The sequence below is a fragment of the Rhizobium sp. C104 genome (assembly GCF_022354505.1).
Lineage (GTDB): Bacteria > Pseudomonadota > Alphaproteobacteria > Rhizobiales > Rhizobiaceae > Rhizobium > Rhizobium redzepovicii.
Map to the genome: position 1 here is coordinate 3,291,493 of NZ_CP092348.1, position 23,524 is coordinate 3,315,016.

Sequence of the window (23,524 nt, forward strand, 5' to 3'; positions counted from 1 at the left end):
GGGCAGCATTCGCTGCCCCCGTCATCCATTGCGCAAAGTGTCATCTCGAGTACAGAGCCATAAAAGATGAAAACCAAACAGCCGCCCCCGGCGCTTCAGGTTGTGATGAAAGAAGCCAGACGGGCTATCCGGCCGCTTATCTGGTTCAGCGGCGCCATCAACGTCCTGATGCTGACCGGGGCGCTTTACATGCTGCAGGTCTATCACCGCGTGCTGTCCAGCCACAGTCTCGAGACGCTGCTGATGTTATCGCTGATGGCGGCAGGCGCACTTGCGGCAATGGCGGGGCTGGAGGTGGTGCGCGGGCGCCTTCTGGCAACCCTTGGATCGTGGATGAACGCGCGGCTGGCGCCCGTTCTGCTGACGGCATCGGTGGAATATGCGGCCTCAAAGCCCGGCCAGGCCAATGCCCGCCCGCTGCGCGACCTCGACCAGGTCCGGAATTTCTTCACCAGCCCGAGCATCTTCCCGATTCTCGATGCACCTTGGGCGCCGCTGTTTTTCGCCGCCATCTTCTTCATGCATCCGTGGCTGGGCTGGCTGGCGCTGTCGGGTGGCGGGGTGCTGTTTACGCTGGCCCTGCTCAATGAATGGCTGACACGCAAGCCGTTGACCGAGGCGACGAGCGCACAGTCGCGGGCCTACACCCAAGCCGAGGCTGCGATCCGCAACGCCGAGGTCGTCCAGGCGATGGGCATGCTGAAGCCACTGCTCGAGGGCTGGAAGGTGCAGCAAGACGAGGCAAACAGGGGCCAGGTTGTTGCCGCCAACCGCGGTGGCATCATCTCGGCCATCGCGCGTTGCCACCGGCTGGCTCTGCAAATGGGGATATTGGGCCTCGGGGCCTATCTCGTCCTGCGCAATGAGGCCTCCCCGGGGATCATGGTCTCCGCCTCCATACTGATGGGCCGCGCGCTATCGCCGGTCGAGCAGGCGATCGGCACGTGGAAGGCGACGGTCGGCGCGCGCGCCGCCTACCGGCGTCTCACCGCCGTCGCCGGCGAGCACCCCGAGGCCGCACCGGTTCCAGCGATGCCGCGGCCGACAGGCCGGTTCGAGGCCGACAATATCGTGCTTGCCCGACAGGGCGGCGAACATATTCTGAAAGGGATCAATTTCCGTCTCGAGCCGGGTGAATCCCTGGCTTTGATCGGCCAGAGCGGGGCCGGCAAGACGAGCCTAGCACGCATCCTGGCCGGGGCCTGGCGCCCTTCTGGCGGGCGGGCTTTGCTTGATGGCATGGATGTCGCCCAATGGGCGGCGGAGGACCGCGGTCATCATGTCGGCTACCTGCCGCAGGACATCGAGCTTTTCGCCGGGAACGTCTGCGAAAATATCTGCCGCTTCGCCACGGTCAGTCCGGTGGTGTTCGACAAGGCGGTCAAGGCAGCGCAGTTGGCGGGCGTCCACGACCTGATCAAAGGGCTGCCGAAGGGTTACTTGACGGAGATTGGCGAATCCGGCGCGGTCCTGTCCGGCGGACAGCGCCAGCGCATTGGCCTGGCGCGGGCGCTCTACGGCGACCCGGCCCTCGTCATCTTGGATGAGCCCAATTCCAATCTCGACCGCGAAGGTGAGGAGGCCTTAATCGCGGCCCTCGGCACGATCAAGGCGACGGGCACGACCGTCATCCTGATCGCGCACCGGCCGAACATCATGGAAACGGTGGACAAGATATTGGTTCTCAACCGCGGCCAGCAGGACCTCTTCGGTCCACGCGATTACGTCTTCAATGAACTGGCCGTGCGCCTGCGCAAGGTCACCCAGATGCCGACTATCGTGGCGAAGTGAGAAGAAACGAGACAGACATGAAGGATATGAAGGTCGTTCCGTTACCGGTTTCACCGCCCACCGCTCCGGTCCCCCTGCGCCTGACCGGCGTGACGATCACCGGCTTCGCGATCATATTCCTGTTCTTCGGCATGGCCGGGGGCTGGGCGACGCTGGCGCCGCTGGACAGCGCCGCAGTGGCCCCCGGGGTCATCAAGGTTGCCGGCGACCGCAAGCTCATCCAGCACCTGGAGGGCGGCATCATCGCCGGTCTGAACGCCGCCAATGGCGATATCGTCAAGGCGGGTACTGTCCTCATCCAACTCGACGCCACACAGGCAAAGGCGAGGCTCGATCTGGTCCAGAACCGGATCGCAACGCGTGAGACGCTGGCCGCTCGTCTGCGGGCCGAGCGCGACGACAAGACCGAGATCGAATTCGACCCGGCGCTGCTCGCAAACCCCACCCGCTCGGCAAAGGACGCGGTGGCCGCCCAGCGCGATGTCTTCGCGGCGAAGCACCACAATCTGCAGGACGAGCGTGAAATTCTCAGCCAGCGCCGTCGTCAGACCCAGGAAGAGATCACGGGACTGGAGGAGCTGATCATCACCGAGGACAAGCAGATCGAGGGGTTCGAGGGTGAAACCAAGGATCTTGAAAGCCTCCTCAAACGCGGGCTGGTCACCCGCGAGCGCGGCCTGCTGCTAAGACGGCAACAACGGGAGGTCGAGGGGGAACGCGCGACCAATGTCGCGGCCATTGCCCGCGCCAAGAGCGCCATGGCCGAGATCGACATGCAAATCCTCAATCTCAGCACCTTGCGGCTAAACGAGGCTGTGGAAGAGTTGAGTAAGGTCGAAGCTGAGCTGTTCGACCTTAGACAGGAGGAGCGGTCCGCCAAGGACGTGCTTGCCCGCACCAATGTCGTCGCGCCCGTCGATGGCATCGTCATGGACCTGAAGGTCCACACAACAGGCGGCGTCATCAAACCCGGCGAGACACTGATGACGGTCGTGCCGCTCGGCCAGCAGCTCGTGGTCGAGGCCATGGTCCGGCCTGAAGATGTCGAGACGATCGCGCCCGGACAACGCGCACGCGTCAGTTTCCCGGCATTTGCCCGCTACAACCTGCCGCCGCTCGACGGCGTCGTTGAGATCGTGTCGGCCGACCGGATGGTGGAGGAGCGCAGCGGGGCGCCCTATTTCGCGGCGACCGTGCTGATCGACAAGAGCGAACTCACCAAGCTGGAAGGCCGCAAGCTTCTGCCCGGCATGTCGAGCGAAACGATGATCCGGACAGGCGCCCGCACCGTGCTTTCCTATCTGGCCGAGCCGATCACCCAGAATTTCCGCCGGGCGCTGCGGGAAAAATAGCGGCGACCGATCACGCCGCCTTGGCGGCGTGATATTCCTTGATGGCGACCATCTTGATCGCCGGATGGCGTTCGGATTCGTAGCGCAGCGAAAAACCGTCCTGGGCGAGGAAGACCGGATCGCCGTCGAGATCGCGGGCGATATCGCCGCGTTTGACGGTGAGGAATTTTTCCAGATCGGCCGGCTGATCGGCCGAGATCCAGCGGCAGACGGAGAAACGCGACATTTCGAAGGAGACCGGCAGGCCGTATTCGGCCATCAGCCGTTCCTTCAGGACGTCGAGCTGCAGGGCGCCGACGACGCCGACGATTGCCGGCGAGCCGTCTTCCGGCGAGAACAGCTGGACGACGCCTTCTTCGGCCATCTGCTGCAGCGCTTCTTTCAGCTTCTTCGCCTTCATCGCATCTTCCAGCCGCACACGGCGCAGGATCTCGGGCGAGAAGTTCGGCACGCCCTGGAAGACGAGGGCTTCGCCTTCGGTCAGCGTATCGCCGATGCGCAGCGTCCCGTGGTTGGGAATGCCGACGACATCGCCGGCATAGGCAGTGTCGGCGAGCTGGCGCTGCGAAGCGAAGAAGAATTGCGGCGCCGTCAGACCGAGCTGCTTGCCGGTGCGGGCAAGCCTTGCCTTCATGCCGCGCTCGAGCTTGCCGGAGCAGATGCGGGCAAAGGCGATGCGGTCACGATGGTTGGGGTCCATGTTGGCCTGGATCTTGAAGACGAAGGCCGTCATCTTGTCGTCGGTCGCATGCACGGTCCGGGTGTCGGCGACCTGGTCGCGCGGCGGCGGCGCAAATTCGCCGAGCGCGTTGATCAGATCGCGAACGCCGAAATTGCGCAGCGCCGAGCCGAAGAAGACCGGGGTCATATGGCCTTCCAGGAAGGATTCGCGGTCGAAGGGCCGGCAGGCCTCGATCGCCAGTTCCGTCTCCTCGACGAAAGCCCGACGCTCGTTTTCCGGCAGCCGATCGGCAACAGCCTGCGGACCGTTGACCGGCGTTCCCTCGATTTCGGTATCCGAGCCGCGCACCGTGTTGGCGGCAATATTGTAGGAGCCGCAGAAGGTTTTCGAGCGGCCGATCGGCCAGGTGATCGGCGCCGTATCCAGCGCCAGCTTCTCTTCCACCTCGTCGAGGATCTCGAAGGGATCGCGGCTTTCGCGGTCCATCTTGTTGATGAAGGTGATGATCGGGATATCGCGCATGCGGCAGACTTCGAAAAGCTTCAGGGTGCGCGGCTCGATGCCCTTGGCGGCGTCGATGACCATGACGGCGGCGTCGACGGCGGTCAGCGTGCGATAGGTGTCGTCGGCGAAATCCTCGTGACCAGGCGTGTCGAGGATGTTAAAGACATTGTCGTTATATTCGAAGGTCATCACCGAGGTGACGACGGAGATGCCGCGTTCGCGCTCGATCTTCATCCAGTCGGAGCGCGTCTGCATGCGATCCTTCTTCGCCTTGACTTCGCCGGCAAGCTGAATGGCGCCGCCGAACAGCAGCAGCTTTTCGGTGAGCGTCGTCTTGCCCGCGTCCGGGTGAGCGATAATAGCGAATGTGCGGCGGCGGGAGACCGCCTCGGCGAGACTTTCGGCCATGCTTGTGAATCCTGTGGAATTGCCGCGTATCTAGCGATTAAAGCCTGGCATTGCAATTGACCTCGGCGCTCAGGGCGCAAAGTAATGGGCCATGACCATTCATCATGATGTGAGACCGACGCTGAATCTCATCCGCCTGGCCAATGGCGAAGGCCTCGACCTGCCCGCCTATGAAAGCAAGGGCGCCGCCGGCATGGACCTGCGCGCCGCCGTCGACGAGGCAGCGCCGCTGACGCTTCAGCCTGGCAAAAGGGCGCTGGTGCCGACCGGCTTCATCTTCGAGATCCCCGAAGGTTTCGAGGGCCAGGTGCGGCCGCGCTCCGGCCTTGCCTTCAAACACGGCATCACCTGCCTGAATTCGCCCGGAACCGTCGACAGCGACTATCGCGGCGAGGTGAAGGTGCTGCTTGTCAATCTCGGCGAGGAAGCCTTCATCATCGAACGAGGTATGCGCATCGCCCAGATGGTGATTGCGCCGGTGACCCAGGTGCGGGTGGCCGAAAGTGCCGCCGCAAGCGAGACGACGCGCGGCGCCGGTGGCTTCGGTTCCACCGGCGTGTGATGACAAAGCGCCCCGACAGCGCGGGCCTATTCTTCCGGCAGGATTATTTCGGCGACCCGGCCGGCTGGGCGGCGTTGGTGCGCCTGCTCCGGGATATTTTCGGCATCGATATCGGCCCGTTGCAGCAGCTCGGCGGCCCCGACCCCACAAGCATGCCGTTCGGCTGGTTCGATGCCGAGGGCGGGCTTGCCGCCAATATCTCGGCCTTTGCGCTGCCTTTCGTTCTCAATGGCAGGGTCGTCCATGCCGCCGGGCTGCAATCGGGCGCCGTGCGGCCGGCATGGCGCCGACGCGGGCTCTATCGCGATTTGACGGTGAAGGCGCTCGACTGGTGCGACCGGCAGGGCTTTGAAGCCGTCATCCTCTATACCGACAAGCCGTCGCTCTATGAGCCCTATGGTTTCCGCGCGATACCACAGCATCGATATCAGGGAGCGGCACCAGACCCATCGATTTTTTCAGGACCTGCCCGGCAACTTGCGCCGACCGATGCGGATGATCTTGCCCTGCTGCAATCGCTGCTGAACGCGCGGAGCCCGGTTTCGACCTCGCTCTCGGTCACCGTCAATGCGGCGATGTTTCTCATCAACACGCAGCTCGATCCCGATGTCCGCGTCAGCTTCATCGAAGACCTGCAAGCGGTGATCGCCTGGAAGATGGATGCGGCGGGTCGCTTCAGCCTTCTCGATGTCGTGGCGGTCGAGATCCCGACGCTTGCAGTCATCCTCGGCGGGCTCGACATCGCCTCCGCCGCCATCGAGGTGTTTTTCCGTCCCGACAAGCTCGACTGGGCGGGTGCTCCGCAGCCGGCGAAAAGCGGCACGGTATTGATGCTGCGCGGGCTCGGCGATGAGGCCCCGCACTTTCCGGCAATGCTGTCTCCGATGGCGGACTTCTAAAAGTTCGCCGCCTTACTTTTTCCGTGACAGCGGCGGCAGGCGGCGCTTGACGGGCGAGGCTTTGATCATCGCGGTGTTGGTTTCCGCCCGTTCGGCGACCCGGTCGAGGAGACCGTCGAGCTCCGCCATCGAGCGGATGACCAGGCGGGCGATGAAACAATCCTCGCCGGTGACCTTGTCGCATTCGACGATTTCGGGAATCTCCTGAATGAGCCGTTCGACGATGTGCAACTGTCCCGGCAGCGGCCGCACACGGACGATCGCCTGCAGGGGGTAGCCAACGGCGGCAGGATCGAGATCGATGGTGAAGGCCTTGATGACGCCGCGCTCCTCCAGCCGCCGCAGGCGCTCGGCCGCACTTGGCGAGGAAAGGCCCACCTGCTGCGCCAGCTCCTTCAGCGAGATGCGGGCGTTGCCGGCCAATGCTTCGAGAATGGCCTGATCGGTTTCGTCTAGCGATTGCACATCGTTAGGCATGTCGTCAATCTTTCCTCATATTATTAGGCTATGCCGTTCACCATCCTTTTCAACCTTATATAAAATCGCGCACCGCCGCAATATCATGATGCCATCGAAAACGGAGGCGATCATGAGCGGCGACATTAGAAGAGGCACGGCGGAGATGACGGCAGCGATGCTGATCTCGGGGACGATCGGCTGGTTCGTCGTCATGTCGGGCCAGCCGGTCAGCGGCGTGGTGTTCTGGCGCTGCCTGTTCGGCGCGCTGACTCTACTCGTCATCTGCGGCGCGCTCGGGCTGCTTCGGCCTGGTATCCTGACGTTGCGCGCCTTCGGCATCGCCATCTTCGGCGGCATCGCCATCGTCTTGAACTGGCTGCTGCTGTTTGCCTCCTATTCGCATGCGACGATCTCGATCGCCACGACCGTCTACAACACCCAGCCCTTCATGCTGCTGATGCTCGGCGCCCTGTTTCTCGGCGAAAAGATAACCGCCACCAAGCTGTTCTGGCTGATGCTTTCCTTCGCCGGCATGGTGGCGATCGTCCAGGCGAAACCGGGTGGGAGCGGCAATACGGTCGACGGCTACGGCCTCGGCATCCTCATGGCGCTGGGCGCGGCCTTCTTCTACGCGCTGGCAGCACTTGCCGCGAAATGGCTGAAAGGCACGCCGCCGCATCTGATCGCGCTGATCCAGGTCGCGACCGGCATGCTGATGCTGGCGCCGATGACCGACTTTTCGCATCCGCCCGCGGATCTCGGGACATGGGCGATCCTGGTGACCGTCGGCGTCGTCCATACCGGGCTGATGTATGTGCTGCTCTATGGCGCTATCCAGAGGCTGCCGACACATCTGACGGGGGCCCTGTCCTTCCTCTATCCGATCGCGGCAATCCTCGTCGACCGGCTGGCCTTCGGCCACGCGCTGCAGCCGATGCAGATCGCGGGCGCCGCAATCATCCTCATTGCCGCCGCCGGCATGAACCTCGGCTGGAGCCCGAGATGGCTGCGGCCGAGGGCGCTGCAGAGCTGAGAGCCGGGCGCGCCGCACAGATGACGCCACGCCCGACTGCCGATATTATTTCTGCCGCCGGGTCGTTTCGAACAGGAACCAGGTGCGGCGCTCGGACTCGTCGATCCAGTTCTCGATCAGGCTGGCGGTCGCGACATCATTGTGCTCATCGCAGAGATCGTGCACCTCGCGCAGCAGCGAAACGAGTTGGCCATTGTCCTCACGCAGTTCCGACAGCATGTCCTCGGCCGTGACGAAATCCGCGTCATTGTCGGAAATTCGCTGCTGGCGGGCGATCTGGCCGATGGAGCGCAGCGTCACGCCGCCGATCTTGCGGGCGCGCTCGGCAATGTCGTCGGTCATGGCGAAGATCTGCTCGGCCTGTTCGTCGAGCAGCAGGTGGTAGTCGCGGAAATGCGGGCCGGACATGTGCCAGTGGAAGTTCTTGGTTTTCAGATAAAGCGCGAAGACATCGGCGAGCAGCGCGGTCAGCGCCGCCGAAATGTCGGTGACGGCGTTGGTCGGCAGAGTGGACGGCGTCTTCAGCGGCGAAAGTCTGCGGGTTTCGGCTGGGGTCGGGGACATTCATTCTCTCCTTGGTGATCAAAATCTCGACGCCGCCGACCTTTTCGAGCGCAGAAGACACTGACGGCGCGCGTGCAGAGAGAGAACTAGCAAGGCCCGACCGCTTTCCAAGTGGACCGAGGTTCAGCAGACCTATTCCTTATGGTTATGGACCGATCAGCACCGAAGCATTGATGAAGCCGCAACGCGCGCCTATAGAGAGATCGCGCAATCCAGTGGATATCAAAGATGAGCCTTACCGCCCTGATCGCCTATGCCGGAGCGCTGTTCATCGCCGCGGCCATTCCCGGACCCGGGATTACCGCGATCGTCGCCCGCGCGCTCGGCTCGAATTTCCGCGAGACCTTCTTCATGGGCCTCGGCCTGGTGCTCGGCGACATGACTTATCTCACCGCGGTCATTCTCGGCCTTGCCTTTGTGGCGCAGACCTTCACCGAGGTGTTCATCGTCATCAAGATCGCCGGCGCGCTCTATCTCGGCTATATCGCCTGGAAATTGTGGACGGCGGGACTGGTGCCGCAGGATATCGCGGCGAAGAAATCCAGCAATATCGGCCTGTCCTTCCTTTCCGGCCTGCTGGTGACGCTCGGCAATCCGAAGACGATGCTGTTCTATGTCGCGCTGGCGCCAACGCTGATCGATATCGGCCATATAAGCTTGCGCGACTATGCGATGCTGCTTGCGGTGACCTTCGTGGTGCTGATCGTCGTGCTCGTGCCCTATATGCTGCTGGCCTCGCGGGCCCGCACGATGCTGAAAAAGCCGCGCGCCCTGCAGGCGCTGAACCGGGTTGCTTCAGGCATCCTGGCCGGCACGGCGGCCTTCATCGCCACACGGGCGGCCTGAAATAAACATCCGGCAAGAAACGGTTTTCAAAGCTTTTTTTCTCCGACGCCCGCCCTCCCGACATGAACGCGGTCTGGTCTCTTCAGCCCTTTGACCCTATTCTCCTCCTCAATTTCAGACGTAGGATTTCAAAGGGAGGCACTCATGTCGCATAAGCCCGGCCGCGGCCGCATCTATTCCTCGATCACCGAGACCATCGGCAACACGCCGCTCGTGCGCTTCGACAAGCTGGCGCGGGAAAAGGGCGTGGTGGCCAACCTGATCGGCAAGCTCGAATTCTTCAACCCGATCGCCTCCGTCAAGGACCGCATCGGCGTGGCGATGATCGAAAGCCTGGAAGCGCAGGGCAAGATCACCCCTGGCAAGACGGTGCTGATCGAGCCGACCTCCGGCAACACCGGTATCGCGCTCGCCTTTGCCGCCGCCGCCAAGGGTTACCGGCTGATCCTCACCATGCCGGAAACTATGTCGGTCGAGCGCCGCAAGATGCTGGCGCTGCTCGGCGCCGAGCTGGTGCTGACCGAGGGACCGAAGGGCATGAAGGGCGCGATCGCCAAGGCGGAGGAGCTGGCGGCGTCGCTTCCCGACGCCATCATTCCGCAGCAGTTCGAAAACCCGGCCAATCCCGAAATCCACCGCAAGACGACCGCCGAGGAAATCTGGAACGACACCGAGGGCACGGTCGACATCCTCGTCTCCGGCATCGGCACCGGCGGCACGATCACCGGCGTCGGCCAGGTGCTGAAAAGCCACAAGCCCGAGATCCAGATCATCGCCGTCGAGCCCGCCGATTCCCCGATCCTCTCCGGCGGCAATCCCGGTCCGCACAAAATCCAAGGCATCGGCGCCGGCTTCGCCCCGAAGATCCTCGATACCGGCATCTACGACGAGGTCGTCACCGTCACCAATGACGAGGCTTTCGAACAGGCGCGCCTGGTCGCCAGGCTCGAAGGCGTGCCGGTCGGCATCTCCTCGGGTGCGGCGCTAGCCGCGGCGATCAAGGTCGGCAGCCGTCCGGAGAATGCGGGTAAAAATATCGTGGTGATCATTCCGTCCTTTGCGGAGCGTTATCTGTCCACGGCGCTGTTTGAGGGGCTCGGGAGCTGACGTAGAGCTTCAGCTCCGCTTTCCCATTCCTAATTCTCGGGAAAATATTGGGGCGCTGCGGCGCCCCTTGCTATTGCTAACGTGATCGACAGGAGCGAACTTACAATTGGAAGGGACAAGGTCAAGAGGCATGGGACTTTCCGAACTGTCCGATTGGATCATGTCCAGAAGTTCGGACGCCCGAGTGCAAACAACAACGCCTATGGACGCCGTCGGGGCCGTTGCGGCAACCGTCCGCAGGGGCATGCTCCTGCGGACGGAGAATCGGACTCAGCAATTGGCGATGACTGAGGCCGGAACTGATCCTGGGAAGCAACCACGTTGGCCTAGATGGCTTCTTCAATTTGCCTACGCTGAGCGAGACGCCCACGTATCTGACTCTCTATCTTGGCCAGCAGTTTCGTATCGGTTGCTATCTTCTGCTGTTTTGACAGGTCAACAATCTTCTTATGCTGCCGATTTGGTAGTTTGAGCTTTCCGTCTCTAACGATTACGCCGGTTATGTCGGCAGGGGAGGCCATAAGGCTCAGTTCTTTTTCGTGTTTAAGCTTAAAGCCGTTCCTAAAAATAACCTGCTTCACTTGCCAAATGAGGGAGCCCGGCACAGTTTTTCCTGAAATAGTGATGTCATCCGCATATACACTGAGGATGCACCCAGCCCCTGCAACCAAGGTCGCCACGTCGTGCCACATTTTCATGTTCGAGTAATAAGCAAGGATCGGACTGCAGGGTGATCCTTGGGGCAACCTATTCATATCGGTAGTCAACGACACCAGCACCGCCGTAACATCAGGCGCACACTTCATGATCGTTCCGAAAAACCAGGCTACTCGATCGGCGCTGCAGTTCGGAAAGTAGTCAGCAATATCGAGGAGCCAGAAGGCGCGATTGTTAACGTGTCTTCCTGCGTTATCCACATAAGAGACGCCTTTAACAGGGCTACAAAGAAAAGGGGGAGTTTCGATGCGGGAAAGCAGGTCTGCGATCCGTGCTTGCAACTTTTTCAACTGATCGACTGGAATATCGATAGGACGGTACTGGGTTGCTTGGTCAGGTGGCGGGGGTTGTGTCAGCCAAGGCGCGGTGTCGCTGTCTTTTCGCTTCCAACGTTTCTTATAGCGAACATCCAGACCCTCGACGGCCTTCAGAAGCGGTAGCGAACACATCAAAACGTTTGCGAGCTTCTTACGTGTGCTCACATTGAAAAGAGCGCTATCTTCGATCTTATGGAAACGGAATGACTTACGCGGCATTCGACGATGATTTCTGCTCGATCAACCGTAAGAAACTGATGACCTTCGACGCAACAAAAGCTTTCGCCCTCTCGCCCTTTCCGGCATTCTCGATGTTCTCGGAAAAGAACATTATCGAAGACACCGGGATTCCGAAGGTCTTTGAGTATCGCTCAATTATATCAAGTGAAGGTATCTTGCTTCCACTCTCGATCTCTGAGAGATGCGATCTGGAAATACCAAGCTTTTCCGCAAGTTCAACCTGCTTCAAGTCATGGAAAACCCTCATTAATCTCAAGGCTTCGGATAACATATTACGTTCCCTTCCTTGTAGATATTGGGTTCACGGTTTATCACGACGGTCCGAAGATATCGTGGCATACTCGCAATATGCGATATATGGTCAAAGCCAGCCTGACGACCACCTTCAACATTTGCGGATTTTTCAGCTGTTTCCAGCACCAAGAGACGAACTGCTTCCAGCGCGTCTTTGTTCCACTCCTTAACCGCTGCCGCTGGCGATCACTTTCTTCTACAGACATAGAGATTCCCTTCTGTTTGCCCTCGGGACCATCCCTAAGGGTCGTCGCCAAACAAACTCGGAACCAGCAGCATGCACCGTCTACCTAGAAGCAACCCGCTCGTCGGGGTTGCTTCTGCTTCGCCCGCCGCCGTCGTCCCCTCTCGGGTCTCCTCGGGCGTCCGGGTAAGATCAGAGGGCACGAAGGCCCTCCACGGCATTCGCTTTCGCGAATGGCCTGAAAATAACGACTTCTTCCGCTCGTGATCTGAAACGAGATGTAAACTCGCCCTGCCGCAATTACAAGAACAATATTCGCTAACAGCGAACTTTTTTCCACCGTGGACGCGTTATTCTGTCAGGGGGCAGGACCTGAATGCCGCGAAAATGATTGGCAAGGGCGATCAGGCTGTGGGGTTGGCGCGAGCATATTACCCTCGGCGCCGGCCCAGCCGGCCTCAGACTTGTTAGAAAATCCACTCTTCTTACGCCGCCGCCGTCAGCCTCTCCCCCGCGATCCGGTAAGAAATCGCTTCGGCAAGATGCAGGCGGCCGACGGTCGGTTTGCCGTCGAGATCAGCCAGGGTGCGGGCGACCTTGAGGACGCGGTGGTAGCCGCGGGCGGAGAATTTCATTTTTTCGGCGGCGTCGCGCAAGAGCTGCAGGCCGGCGGCATCCGGTTCGGCGAGTTTCTCGATCATTGATGTGGAGCAGCGGGCATTGGTGCCGATGCCCTTGGCGCCGGCGGCCTCGAAGCGCTCTTGCTGCCGTTCGCGGGCGCGGGCGACGCGGCGGGCGACGTCGGCGCTGGCCTCGGCGGCCATCGGGCGGATGAGATCGGCGGCGGAGACGGCGGGTACGTCGATGCGGATATCGATGCGGTCCATCAGCGGGCCGGAGATGCGGGCTTGGTAATCGCTCATGCAGCGCGGGCCGCGGGCGCAGCTGTGGCCGGGCTCGCCGGCCATGCCGCAGCGGCAGGGGTTCATGGCGGCGATCAGCTGGAATTTCGCCGGATAGGAGACGCGGTGATTGGCGCGGGCAATAACGCATTCGCCGCCTTCGAGCGGCTGGCGCAGCGCATCGAGCGCCTGCGGCGTGAACTCCGGAAATTCGTCGAGGAAGAGTACGCCATGATGAGCAAGCGAGGCTTCGCCGGGACGGGCGCGCAGGCCACCGCCGACGAGGGCCGCCATGGTGGCGGAATGATGCGGGGTGCGGAAGGGACGGCGATCGGAAAGCTTGCCGCCGGTAAGCTGGCCGGCGATCGAATGGACCATCGAGACTTCAAGCAGCTCGGCCGCCGAAAGCGGCGGCAGGATCGACGGCAGCCGTGCGGCCAGCATCGACTTGCCGGAGCCGGGAGGGCCGACCATCAAGAGATTATGGCCGCCGGCGGCCGCCACTTCGAGGGCACGCTTGGCGCTTTCCTGGCCCTTTATCTCGGCAAGATCCGGCAGGTTGGCGGCATTGGCGCGGATCGACGCCTCCGGCCGCGACAGCACCTGGGTGCCGCGGAAATGATTGGCGAGGGCGATCAGGCTGCGCGGCGCGAGGATATTGACCTCGGCGCCGGCCCAGGCGGCCTCGGCGCCGCTTTCGGCCGGGCAGATCAGCCCCTTGCCGAGCGCATTGGCGCCGATGGCAGCCGGCAGCGCGCCTGATATCGCGGCGATGGTGCCGTCGAGGTTGAGTTCGCCGACGACGACATAATCCGACAGCGCATCGGCGGGAATGGCGCCGAGGGCGGCCATCAGGGCAAGCGCGATCGGCAGATCGAAATGCGAGCCCTCTTTCGGCAGATCGGCGGGCGCCAGATTGACGGTCACCCGCTTGCCCGGCAGCGACAGGCCGGAGGCATGAAGGGCGGCCTGCACCCGCTCGCGGCTTTCGGCCACGGCCTTGTCGGGCAGGCCGACGATCTGCATGCCGATCTTGCCGGGCGCGACCATGACCTGGACCTCGACCGGCACGCCTTCGATACCCTGAAATGCAACCGTACTGACGCGCGCGACCATCCGCCTACCCCCTGCCCAGCAAACTTTACTTACCGCCCTGCGGCCTTTAAGGCCAGCGGTTGCAATCTGGCATGGAAAAAGAATAAAACAAGAACAGTCGCGGAACATATTCGGACGAAGCAAGTGACCTTGGTTGTATCCGATCATGCCCGCGTCCGGCTGCGGCCGGCAGGCTCAGCCGCGTTTGCGCTCGATCGCATCCCAGAGCAGACTTGCGATATCGGCGCCGCCGAATTTTTTCACTTCGCGGATGCCTGTGGGAGAGGTGACGTTGATCTCGGTCATGTAATCGCCGATCACATCGATGCCGACGAGCAGGAAGCCGCGTTCCCGCAGCGCCGGACCGATGCGCTCGCAGATTTCCTGTTCGCGCGACGTCAGCTCGGTCGCCTCGGCGCGGCCACCGACATGCATGTTGGAGCGGCTGTCGTGCTCGGCCGGGACGCGGTTGATGGCGCCGGCAAATTCGCCGTCGACCAGGATGATGCGTTTGTCGCCCTTGCGCACGTCCGGCAGATACTGCTGAGCGATGAAGGGCTCGCGGAAAAGCTGGCCGAACATTTCGAGCAGCGAAGAGAGGTTGCGGTCGTCGCGCGTGGAATGGAAGACACCGGCGCCGCCATTGCCGTAGAGCGGCTTCAGGATGATATCGCCCATCTCGTCGCGGAAGCGGCGGATCTCGGCGGCATCCTTGGTGATCAGCGTCTTCGGCATCAGGTCGGCAAATTCGGTAACGAAGATTTTTTCCGGCGAATTGCGCACCCAGGCCGGATCGTTGACGACGAGCGTCTTCGGGTGGATGCGCTCGAGCAGATGCGTCGAGGTGATATAGGCCATGTCGAAGGGCGGGTCCTGGCGCAGAAGCACCACGTCCATGGTGGACAGATCGACGCGCTCGGGCGCGCCGAGCTCGAAGTGATCGCCCTTGACGTCGCGCAGCAGCATCGGCTCGACGCTGGCAAAGAGCTTGCCGTCGCGGAAGCTCAGGCGTTCAGGCGTGTAATGGAACAGCCGGTAGCCGCGCGCCTGGGCTTCCAGGCTCATGGCGAAGGTGGAGTCGCCCGCAATATTGATGCCGGCGACATGGTCCATCTGGACCGCTACATTGGTGATCTTGGCCATTTCCGTCCCTCGCTGAATGCCGGACAGATGTAGGTCGGCCCGGTATCAAACGCAACGGTCAATCAAGGCTTCCGGCGCCAGCCAATTACCGGGTTTCGAGGATGCGCATCAGCCGGCCGCGATAGCTGTCGAGAATGACGGCGAGCACGATGACGGCGCCGATGACGATCGGCTTGATGTTGTCGTCGGCGCCCAAGAGCTGCAATCCGGTCGACAGGACCTGCAGAATGCAGGCCCCGACCAACGTGCCGATGATCGAGCCCTTGCCGCCCGAGAGGCTGGTGCCGCCGATGATGACCGCGGCGATGGCATTCAGTTCGTAGCCGATGCCGGCGACCGGGCTGCCGACATTGAGGCGGAGCAAATAGACCATGGCAGCAATGCCGGCCGTCAGCCCCGAGATGGTGAAGACGGCGATCTTGTATCGTTTCGGCTGGTGACCCGACAGGCGGACGGCCTCTTCATTGGTGCCGATGGCGAAGACGAAGCGGCCGAAGACGGTGTAGCGCAGCACGAACCAGCCGATGAGGACGACGACGATCGCAATCAGGAAGATCGACGGGAAGATGCCCCAGAAGATCAGGTTGCCGAAATCGACGAAAGGCTGAGGCAGGCCGGTAATCGTCGAATTGTCGCTGACGACGCGGGCCAGGCCGCTCGCGACATTCAACATGCCGAGGGTGACGATGAAGGACGGAAGCTTCCACTTCTCGCAGATCCAGCCGTTGACGGCGCCGAGCGCAGCACCGGTGCCCATTGATGCCAGGCAGGCGAGAATGATCGCCTGCCATGGCGAAAACACCGGATTGATCATGATCGTCGCACCGATCACCGTGCAAAGGGCAAGCAGCGAGCCGACAGAGAGATCGATGCCGCCGACCAGGATGACGAAGGTCATGCCGGCTGCCAGCACGGTGTTGATGGCGATCTGCACGAAGATCTTCAGGAAATTCTCCGGCGTGGCGAAATAGGGCGCCGTCGCCGAGAAAAACGCCAGGATCAGGACGAGGGCAATGGCGACGCCCGCCTCCTTCATCGAGATCCTGATCAGCTTGTCCCAGAAGCGCGCCTCTTTTGCCTCGGTCTGTTTTTCAATGCTGGCGGACACGGCTGTACTCCTTGTAGGCGAGCGACAGGATCCTGCTCTCGTCAAATTGTTCGCGGGCGATTTCGCCCGATATCTTGCCGTCGGAGAAAACGATGATGCGATGGCAAATGCCGATCAGCTCCGGCAGATCCGAAGACACGACCAGCACACCTTTTCCTTCGGCGGCAAACTTCCACAAAAGCTCATAGATCTCGGCCTTGGCGCCAACGTCGATGCCGCGGGTCGGCTCATCGAAGATCAGCACCTTGGGACCGCGGAACAGCCATTTGGCGATGACGACCTTCTGCTGATTGCCGCCGGAAAAGGTCCTGACGGCCTGATGGATAGAGGGGGTCTTGATCCGCAACTCGCGCACGAGGCGCTGCGAATGATCGTCCTCCGCTCTCCGGTTGATCAGCCCGTTGCGGGAGATCTTGGCGAGATCGGTGATGGTGGCATTCTGGGCACAGCTCATGTCGAGCATCAGGCCCTGCATCTTGCGGTCTTCGGTCGCCAGGCACAGGCCGGCGGCAACCGCATCCTTCGGCGAGTTGATCTCGACCGGCGCGCCGTCCAGGCGGATCTCGCCAGAGGCCTTCAGGTCGGCGCCGAAGAGGGCGCGCACCGCCTCGGTGCGGCCGCTGCCGACCAGGCCGGCAATGCCGACGATTTCGCCCTTGGCAACCGAGAAGGACAGTTCCGGGCTGTTGCGCGTCACCTTCAGGCCGGAGACACCGAGCGCTTCGCCGGATATTGTGCTGTCGCCTTTGAAGATGCCGTGATCGGCAAGCTTGCGCCCGACCATCAGCTCGACGATATCGGGAATAGCAAGGCCTGCCAGCGGCCGGGTGATCACATGCTGGCCGTCGCGCAGCACCGTCACCTCGTCGCCGACTTCGAAGATTTCCTCCAGCCGGTGGGAGATATAGAGGGTGGTGACGCCGCGGCCCTTCAGCCGTTTCAGAATCTCGAACAGGCGATCGACCTCCTTGGAGGTCAGGGTCGCCGTCGGTTCGTCGAGAACGAGAAGCTTGCTTTCGTAACATAGCGCCTTGGCGATCTCGACCAGCTGCAGCTGGGCGACGCTGAGGCGGCTCGCCAACGTCGTCGGGGCGACATCGAGGCCGACCTCTTCGAGCAGTTCGGCGGCCCTGGCGTTCATCGCCTTGTAGTTCACCAGGCCGTAGCGGCGCGGCAGATGTTCGAAGAGCAGGTTTTCGGCAACCGTCAGGTTGGAGAGGGGATGCAGTTCCTGGTGAATAACCCGGATGCCGGCCCTGAACGCCTCAAGCGGCGAGGCCGGGTGATAAGGCCTGCCGTCGAACAGGATGTGACCGTCATCCGGCCTGAAGACGCCGCCGAGCAGATTGATCAGGGTCGATTTTCCGGCGCCGTTCTCGCCAAGGAGAACATGCCCCTTGCCGCGGCCGATCCGCATCGAAACATCCTTGAGCGCCACGACTCCCGGGAAGCGCTTGCCGATCCCTTCCAGCCTCAGGATGTCGTCATCTACTGCGTCTGACACGTCGACCTCATGCGCGCTTATGCGATCCTCCGCGAAGGCGCATAGGAGAGGCTCGAAAACGAGCCTCATCCGGAGCGATCAACGCGTCAATCGGTTTGTTAGCGGTTGGCGCCGGCCAGCAGCCGGCGCTCCTTTGGTTTTACAACCGGCGATCCGCTTATTTCAGATCGGCAGAGGTGACGAGCTTGACGTCGGTCTTGACCCAGCCAGTGAATTTTTCGCCGGCAAGTTCGCGCAGGCCGTAGTCGATGCCCATGACCGCCATCTGCGCACCATACTGCTCGACGGTGGCGAGCATCTTGCCATCCTTGATCAGCGGCTGAACGGGCGGGATGTTGTCGAAGCCGACAACCTTGATCTTGCCGGCCTGGCCGGCGGCATCGAGAGCCTTGACGACGCCGAGAGCCATGGAGTCGTTGGCGGCCATGACGCCCTGGATATCCTTATACTTCGTCAGGAAATTCGTCATGACGGTATTGGCTTCTTCGGTCTCCCAATGGGCGGTCTTGCTGTCGAGAAGCTCGAGCTTGCCCGATTTGACCGAGGCCATGAAGCCTTCCTTGCGCTCCTTGGCGTTGTCGGCCTCGGGGTTGCCCTCGAGGATGACCACCTTGGCGCCGGCTCCGAGATCCTTGGCCAGCGCATCGCCTGCAAGCTTTGCGCCTTCCTTGTTGTCAGGTCCGAAGAAAGCCAGATCGATACCGGCCTTCTTCTTGGCATCGGCATCGAGCGGTACGTCGATGTTGATGACCTTGACGCCGGCCTTGACCGCCTTTGCCAGCGGCGTCGCCATCGCCTTTGAAATCGGCGGGTGCTACGACGATAATATCGTATTTCTGGGTGACGAAGTTCTCGACGGCGTCGACCTGCGAGGCGAAGTCACGCTCGTCCTTCATGCCGACGGCCTTGAAATCGAACTTGTCCTTGTTCTCAGCCGCATATTTGTCGGCGCCAGCTTTCATCTGCTTGAAGAACTCATTGGACAAGGATTTCATGATCAGGCCGACCTTCGGCTTCTCGGCCGCGAAGGCAGTCGACACGCTGCAGGACAGCGCCAGCACCAGGGTACCGGCGATACCGAGCTTCAAGGCCGCACGGCGCGGTGCATTGATCAAGACGGATTCACGCTTAAATTTGGACATTTTTTCCTCCGAACGGCCCAGGGCTCAGCTCCATCTGAGTTGCCCGCGGCAAATGAACCGTTTCCAACGCCAAATGGGTAACACGCCTCCAAAAATTGTCAAGCGACCAAAACGGCGCCCTGGAGCGAACTGCATCGCCACGTTCGACGCATATTGACATGAGCGCGATGAACCGTTTCCATGCTCTTAGGCAGGCGCTGCTCGCACGTTCAGACGCTGGAATCGAGACACGGCCCTTTGACTAGGGACCTGAAGACCATTAGCTGGAAGCCAGGATCAGGCGCCCTCGGGCGCCTTGCGCAGGCGAAGATGAAGGGCATCTATTTCTGTCATGTCAAAGGTCGGGATCAGGGATGTTGCCAAGCTTGCGGGTGTTTCCACCGGCACCGTTTCCAGGGTTTTGAACGATCATCCGTCCGTGACCAAGGATGTGCGGGCACGCGTCGAAGGGATCATCAAGGACCTGGGTTATCTGCCCGACCCGTCGGCAAGAAGCATGCGCAGCAAGGTCAGCCGCCTGATCGGCATCGTCATCCCGGATCTGACCAATCCCTTCTTCTCCGAACTCGTGCAATCGGCAGAACAGGCGGCGGCCAATCACGGCTATAATATCATCGTCATGACCTCGCTTGATCATGCGGCCAAGGAAGCCGATCGGATCAAGCAGCTGACGAGCCGGAAGGTCGACGGCATCATTCTCGTCCCCAGCAATGATTTTCATACGCTCAAGCTGCCGAAAGGGTTGCCGATCGTCGTCGTCGACCGTCTTATGCCCGGATATTCCGGCATCGCCGCCGATCACCGCGCGGGCGTTCGCCTCGGCGTCGAGCACCTTCTGAAGCTCGGCCATCGCCGCATCGGCTTCATCTCAGGGCCTGGACACTCGGTCCCCGCCAACGACCGCCTGAGGGGTTATCTCGACGCAATCGAGCAGGCGGGGGAGCAGGCGGACGGCAGCGCGAAAACGGCGGGACCGCCGCTGATCGCCGAAGCCGCTTTCGACTATGAGAGCGGCCGCTCGGCTGGAAATTATCTTCTGGCCCGCGCCCGCAACGAACGGCCGACGGCGATCTTTGCCAGCTCGGACCAGCAGGCAATCGGCTGCATGCGGGCAGCGCATGATCTGGGAATTCCGGTTCCCGCGGCCCTTTCCATCGTCGGCTTCGACGGCATCCCGCTCGCCAGCATGACGACGCCGCGCCTGACGACGGTGAAGCAGCCGATCCAGGATGTCGCCGCCGCCGCGGTCGCCGTTCTGTTGAACAAGCAGACCGCGCCTGAGCTCGACAATCCGATCCTGTTTGCCTGCGAGGTTTTAGAGGGCGAAACCACCGCCCCGCCCCAGCCCGATTAGTCGCGCATGATGGGCGGCGGCGCTTTTCAGGCGGCGATGCCCTGATTGCCGCCGTTACGCAGCATGTTGCGCAGGCGATAGGCAATCGCCAGGGGCTTCGGGAAGGGCTTGCGGAGGAAGGCGACCTTGCGGACATAGTTGTCGACCCGCCAGCTCGCCCAGGTTCCGCCGGCGAAAAAGGCGACGTCGCCGGCGCAGAGCGTGCGTTCGGTGCCGTCCTCGGCAGTGATATGGACCTCGCCTTCGAGGATCATCACTGTCTCGTCCCAGCCGAAATACCAGCGGAATTCGCCTGATGTGCAGTCCCAGATCGCCGTCAGCGAGGCCTCGTCATGACCGCGCGAATGCTCGGCGGTGCGGGCCTGCGGATTGCCGCTGATAATCCAGTCCGGATTGATCGGCGTCGATTTCAGCGGCAAGAGATCGCTTGCATGCGCGACGAAGGATTTGCCGGCCGGCTTTACCACGGCATAAGGCACCGAGCGCGCGGCCATGGCGACCGCACTTGCAAGCATCAGCTTCCAGGCCATGAAACAATCCCCAATTGTTATCCCTACCGAGATTTGGCTAACAGAGAGTCGTGAGCACCTGGTTCAAACGGGCACTAAAATTTTAACGATCCGGACAAGGATGGGTTGAAACGAGGTCAGAAGGCGTCAGGAAAGTGTCGCGGCAGCCGCCGTGGCGTCACCGCGACAATATCGTAACGCTGGGAAAGCCGGGCCTGATCCGGCTGGCGGGCGAGCCAGAGATCGCTTGCCGCTCGTATGCGCTTCTGGGCGGCGGCGGAGACGGCGTCGACAGCTGCCGCCTCGCCGTGGCGGGCCTTGACTTCGACGAAGACGGCGAGGTCACCCTTGCGGGCAATAATATCGATCTCCCCGAGCCGGGTGCGGTGGCGCAGCGCCAGGATGCGGTAACCCTTCAGCATCAGAAAGACGGCGGCGACATATTCCGACATCAGGCCGCGGCGTAGCGCCTTTCTTCTCAGGGCGGTGAGGTCGCTATCGCCCATCGGCGCCCTTCAGCTCCAGCAGGCGCTGGTAGAGCACCTTGCGCGGCAGACCGGTGAGACGGGCCGCCTCGGCCGCGGCCTTGGCCGTCGGCATGGTCTTCGACAGATCGGCCAGCACGGCTTCGACATCGGCCTCCGGCGTTTCCACCGGCTCCGGCGGCCCGACGACGAGGACGATCTCGCCCTTGACGTTGTCCACCTCCCGGTAGTGCGCGGCAAGCTCGCCTAACGTGCCGCGGCGGAACTCCTCATAGGTCTTGGTCAGCTCGCGGCAGACGGAGGCGGGCCGGGCGCTGCCCAGCACGTCGGCGGCTGCAAGAAGCGTGGCGCCGATGCGATGCGGCGATTCAAAGAAGATCAGCGTCGCGGGGGCCGCGGCAAGTTCGCCGAGACGGTCGCGGCGGGCCTTGTCCTTGACCGGCAGGAAGCCGGCAAACAGAAAGGCGTCGTTCGGCAGGCCGGAGCCGACAAGGGCTGCAAGCGGCGCCGATGCGCCGGGAATGGGAATGACGCGGTAACCTGCCGCAATTGCCTGCTGCGCCAGCCGATAGCCGGGATCGGAGACCAGCGGCGTGCCGGCATCGGAGACCAGCGCCACCGAGCGGCCGGCCTCCAACGCCTGGAGGAGCCGCGGGCCGGCCTCGTCGGCATTGTATTCGTGATAGGCGAAGGGTCGATTCTGGATGCCGTAGCGGTCGAGCAGCACGCGGGTGACGCGCGTATCCTCGCAGGCGAGCACATCGGCGCCGGCCAGCGTTTCCAGCGCCCGCAGCGTGATATCGCCGAGATTGCCGATCGGGGTGGCGACCAGATAGAGCGCCGGCTCCAGCGGCCGCGCCGGCACCGCCATATTGTGCAGGCGGAAGCTTCGCCGGGTGGCGGCCTGCTCTGTCGTTTCCTCATTCATGCAATTTGCTTTCGTCCCGCCGTCATCGCGCCTTTATGGGCGAGCGGCACGGCTTCGGCAAGGGTTCGGATTTCTGTGAGAATTGCCCGGGAAAACCGCAAATGCAGGCGCTTGGCCCTCCATGCCTCTTGCAATCCGATGCTGAAGTCTGCCATTTTGCCCGTCCACTCCTCCGGTCTCAGGCCGGGAAAGCATTCTTCGGGTGCTCGATGCGCCCGGACAGTCACGGTCGAAAGCGGTAGCATTCCATGCGTATTACTATTGAGCGGTCAAACCTGTTGAAATCGCTGAACCACGTGCACCGCGTGGTCGAACGTCGCAACACGATCCCGATCCTGTCCAACGTATTGCTCAAGGCCGACGGCCAGAACCTCGACATGAAGGCGACCGACCTCGACCTCGAAATAACCGAGGCGACACCGGCAAGCGTCGAGCAGGCCGGCGCCACCACCGTTCCGGCCCATCTTCTCTACGATATCGTGCGCAAGCTTCCGGACGGCTCGGAAGTGCTGCTCGCCACCAGCACCGACGGCGGCTCGATGACCGTGCAGTCCGGCCGCTCGAAATTCTCGCTGCAGTGCCTGCCCGAATCCGACTTTCCCGATCTGACCGCCGGCACCTTCACGCATTCCTTCAAGCTGAAGGCGACCGATCTGAAGATGCTGATCGACCGCACGCAGTTCGCCATCTCGACGGAAGAGACGCGGTACTATCTCAATGGCATCTTCTTCCACACGATCGAGAGCAATGGCGACCTGAAGCTCAGGGCAGTCGCCACCGACGGCCACAGGCTGGCGCGCGCCGATGTCGATGCGCCCTCCGGCTCCGAAGGCATGCCCGGCATCATCATTCCGCGCAAGACGGTCGGCGAGTTGCAGAAGCTGGTCGACAATCCGGAGGTGACGGTGACCGTCGAGGTCTCCGACGCCAAGATCCGCCTGACCATCGGCTCGATCGTCATGACCTCGAAACTGATCGACGGCACCTTCCCGGATTACCAGCGGGTCATCCCGACGGGCAACGACAAGGAAATGCGCGTCGACTGCACGACCTTCGCCCAGGCCGTCGACCGTGTTTCCACCATTTCGTCCGAGCGCGGCCGCGCCGTCAAGCTGGCGCTGTCCGAAGGGCAGCTGATGCTGACGGTTAACAATCCGGATTCCGGCAGCGCGACCGAGGAAGTCGCCGTCGGTTACGACACGGATGCGATGGAAATCGGCTTCAATGCCAAATACCTGCTCGACATCACCGCGCAGCTTTCCGGCGAGCAAGCGATCTTCCTGCTGGCCGATGCCGGCTCGCCGACGCTGATCCGCGACACGGCGGGCGACGATGCGCTCTACGTGCTGATGCCGATGCGCGTCTGACGGGAACGAAGGCCCCCCGGCCCCGTTT

Annotated in this window: 22 protein-coding genes and 1 pseudogene; 10 read left to right on the plus strand and 13 right to left on the minus strand. The window is 62.1% G+C overall.

The annotated features are described in order from the left end of the window. The first annotated feature begins 66 nt into the window (after positions 1-66). Together MF410_RS17465 and MF410_RS17470 are read left to right on the plus strand one after the other, a co-directional pair. Positions 67-1,791: a type I secretion system permease/ATPase gene (locus MF410_RS17465; RefSeq protein WP_097624616.1), complete on the plus strand. Its 1,725-nt coding sequence runs from the start codon at positions 67-69 to the stop codon at positions 1,789-1,791. 17 nt (positions 1,792-1,808) lie between these two features. After that, complete coding sequence (locus MF410_RS17470; RefSeq protein ID WP_097624615.1) at positions 1,809-3,143, plus strand: HlyD family type I secretion periplasmic adaptor subunit; 1,335 nt, start codon at positions 1,809-1,811, stop codon at positions 3,141-3,143. A gap of 10 nt (positions 3,144-3,153) precedes the next feature. Here the strand turns inward: MF410_RS17470 and MF410_RS17475 are convergent, their stop codons facing one another. After that, entirely contained in the window at positions 3,154-4,737 is a 1,584-nt protein-coding gene (locus tag MF410_RS17475) for a peptide chain release factor 3 (protein ID WP_097624614.1), read from the minus strand. Positions 4,738-4,828: 91 nt separating this feature from the next. Between MF410_RS17475 and dut the strand changes: the two genes are divergently transcribed. Beyond that, positions 4,829-5,299 carry a dUTP diphosphatase gene (gene dut, locus MF410_RS17480; RefSeq protein ID WP_097624613.1) on the plus strand — a complete coding sequence of 157 codons (471 nt, stop codon included), beginning with the start codon at positions 4,829-4,831 and terminating at the stop codon, positions 5,297-5,299. Then, positions 5,299-6,198 carry a GNAT family N-acetyltransferase gene (locus MF410_RS17485; RefSeq protein ID WP_097624612.1) on the plus strand — a complete coding sequence of 300 codons (900 nt, stop codon included), beginning with the start codon at positions 5,299-5,301 and terminating at the stop codon, positions 6,196-6,198. The genes dut and MF410_RS17485 overlap by 1 nt, the downstream gene beginning before the upstream one ends. 12 nt (positions 6,199-6,210) lie before the next feature. Here MF410_RS17485 and MF410_RS17490 read toward each other — a convergent pair whose 3' ends face one another. Beyond that, positions 6,211-6,675, minus strand: coding sequence for an Lrp/AsnC family transcriptional regulator (locus MF410_RS17490; protein ID WP_003583755.1), 465 nt, complete (start codon positions 6,673-6,675; stop codon positions 6,211-6,213). A 112-nt stretch (positions 6,676-6,787) separates the two neighbouring features. On the opposite strand from MF410_RS17490, the gene MF410_RS17495 reads away from it, so the two are divergent. Next, on the plus strand, positions 6,788-7,690 hold the full coding sequence (locus MF410_RS17495; protein ID WP_097624611.1) for a DMT family transporter: 903 nt from the start codon (positions 6,788-6,790) through the stop codon (positions 7,688-7,690). A gap of 45 nt (positions 7,691-7,735) precedes the next feature. Here the strand turns inward: MF410_RS17495 and MF410_RS17500 are convergent, their stop codons facing one another. Continuing rightward, positions 7,736-8,254, minus strand: a complete 519-nt coding sequence (locus MF410_RS17500) for a DNA starvation/stationary phase protection protein (RefSeq protein ID WP_097624610.1) — start codon at positions 8,252-8,254, stop codon at positions 7,736-7,738. A 228-nt stretch (positions 8,255-8,482) separates the two neighbouring features. Between MF410_RS17500 and MF410_RS17505 the strand changes: the two genes are divergently transcribed. Then, on the plus strand, positions 8,483-9,100 hold the full coding sequence (locus MF410_RS17505; protein WP_097624609.1) for a LysE family translocator: 618 nt from the start codon (positions 8,483-8,485) through the stop codon (positions 9,098-9,100). Positions 9,101-9,244: 144 nt separating this feature from the next. Further along, positions 9,245-10,207, plus strand: a complete 963-nt coding sequence (gene cysK / locus MF410_RS17510) for a cysteine synthase A (RefSeq protein ID WP_097624608.1) — start codon at positions 9,245-9,247, stop codon at positions 10,205-10,207. 326 nt (positions 10,208-10,533) lie between these two features. Here cysK and MF410_RS17515 read toward each other — a convergent pair whose 3' ends face one another. Continuing rightward, positions 10,534-11,460, minus strand: coding sequence for a reverse transcriptase family protein (locus tag MF410_RS17515; RefSeq protein WP_239619919.1), 927 nt, complete (start codon positions 11,458-11,460; stop codon positions 10,534-10,536). Here MF410_RS17515 and MF410_RS17520 point away from each other — a divergent pair. Continuing rightward, positions 11,445-11,945: a hypothetical protein gene (locus tag MF410_RS17520; RefSeq protein ID WP_239619921.1), complete on the plus strand. Its 501-nt coding sequence runs from the start codon at positions 11,445-11,447 to the stop codon at positions 11,943-11,945. The genes MF410_RS17515 and MF410_RS17520 overlap by 16 nt on opposite strands. A gap of 499 nt (positions 11,946-12,444) precedes the next feature. On the opposite strand, the gene MF410_RS17525 is transcribed toward MF410_RS17520, so the two are convergent. From MF410_RS17525 to MF410_RS17545, 5 genes and pseudogenes are all read right to left on the minus strand, one after another. After that, on the minus strand, positions 12,445-13,977 hold the full coding sequence (locus MF410_RS17525) for a YifB family Mg chelatase-like AAA ATPase (protein ID WP_131710687.1): 1,533 nt from the start codon (positions 13,975-13,977) through the stop codon (positions 12,445-12,447). 174 nt (positions 13,978-14,151) lie between these two features. Further along, entirely contained in the window at positions 14,152-15,099 is a 948-nt protein-coding gene (gene gshB, locus MF410_RS17530) for a glutathione synthase (protein ID WP_097624604.1), read from the minus strand. 85 nt (positions 15,100-15,184) lie between these two features. Then, complete coding sequence (locus MF410_RS17535) at positions 15,185-16,207, minus strand: ABC transporter permease (RefSeq protein ID WP_097624603.1); 1,023 nt, start codon at positions 16,205-16,207, stop codon at positions 15,185-15,187. Next, the gene (locus MF410_RS17540; protein ID WP_097624842.1) at positions 16,191-17,711 is read right to left on the minus strand and encodes a sugar ABC transporter ATP-binding protein; all 1,521 of its coding nucleotides are present in this window, start codon (positions 17,709-17,711) and stop codon (positions 16,191-16,193) included. The genes MF410_RS17535 and MF410_RS17540 overlap by 17 nt, the downstream gene beginning before the upstream one ends. 157 nt (positions 17,712-17,868) lie before the next feature. After that, positions 17,869-18,853 (minus strand): annotated as a pseudogene (locus MF410_RS17545) (sugar ABC transporter substrate-binding protein). 331 nt (positions 18,854-19,184) lie between these two features. Here MF410_RS17545 and MF410_RS17550 point away from each other — a divergent pair. Beyond that, positions 19,185-20,207 (plus strand): LacI family DNA-binding transcriptional regulator, encoded by a 1,023-nt coding sequence (locus tag MF410_RS17550; protein WP_097624601.1) that lies wholly within the window; start codon positions 19,185-19,187, stop codon positions 20,205-20,207. Between the two features lie 26 nt (positions 20,208-20,233). Here MF410_RS17550 and MF410_RS17555 read toward each other — a convergent pair whose 3' ends face one another. The 4 genes from MF410_RS17555 to MF410_RS17570 all read right to left on the minus strand — a co-directional run bounded on the left by MF410_RS17555 (position 20,234) and on the right by MF410_RS17570 (position 22,284). Next, positions 20,234-20,737, minus strand: a complete 504-nt coding sequence (locus MF410_RS17555) for a cupin domain-containing protein (RefSeq protein WP_097624600.1) — start codon at positions 20,735-20,737, stop codon at positions 20,234-20,236. 116 nt (positions 20,738-20,853) lie between these two features. Continuing rightward, the gene (locus tag MF410_RS17560) at positions 20,854-21,222 is read right to left on the minus strand and encodes a YraN family protein (protein ID WP_097624599.1); all 369 of its coding nucleotides are present in this window, start codon (positions 21,220-21,222) and stop codon (positions 20,854-20,856) included. Then, entirely contained in the window at positions 21,212-22,129 is a 918-nt protein-coding gene (gene rsmI, locus MF410_RS17565) for a 16S rRNA (cytidine(1402)-2'-O)-methyltransferase (RefSeq protein WP_097624598.1), read from the minus strand. The genes MF410_RS17560 and rsmI overlap by 11 nt, the downstream gene beginning before the upstream one ends. Beyond that, entirely contained in the window at positions 22,126-22,284 is a 159-nt protein-coding gene (locus tag MF410_RS17570; RefSeq protein WP_165503874.1) for a hypothetical protein, read from the minus strand. Before MF410_RS17570 ends, rsmI begins: the two co-directional genes overlap by 4 nt. Positions 22,285-22,377: 93 nt before the next feature. Between MF410_RS17570 and dnaN the strand changes: the two genes are divergently transcribed. Further along, positions 22,378-23,496: a DNA polymerase III subunit beta gene (gene dnaN / locus MF410_RS17575; protein WP_064835993.1), complete on the plus strand. Its 1,119-nt coding sequence runs from the start codon at positions 22,378-22,380 to the stop codon at positions 23,494-23,496. The last annotated feature ends 28 nt before the right edge of the window (positions 23,497-23,524 follow it).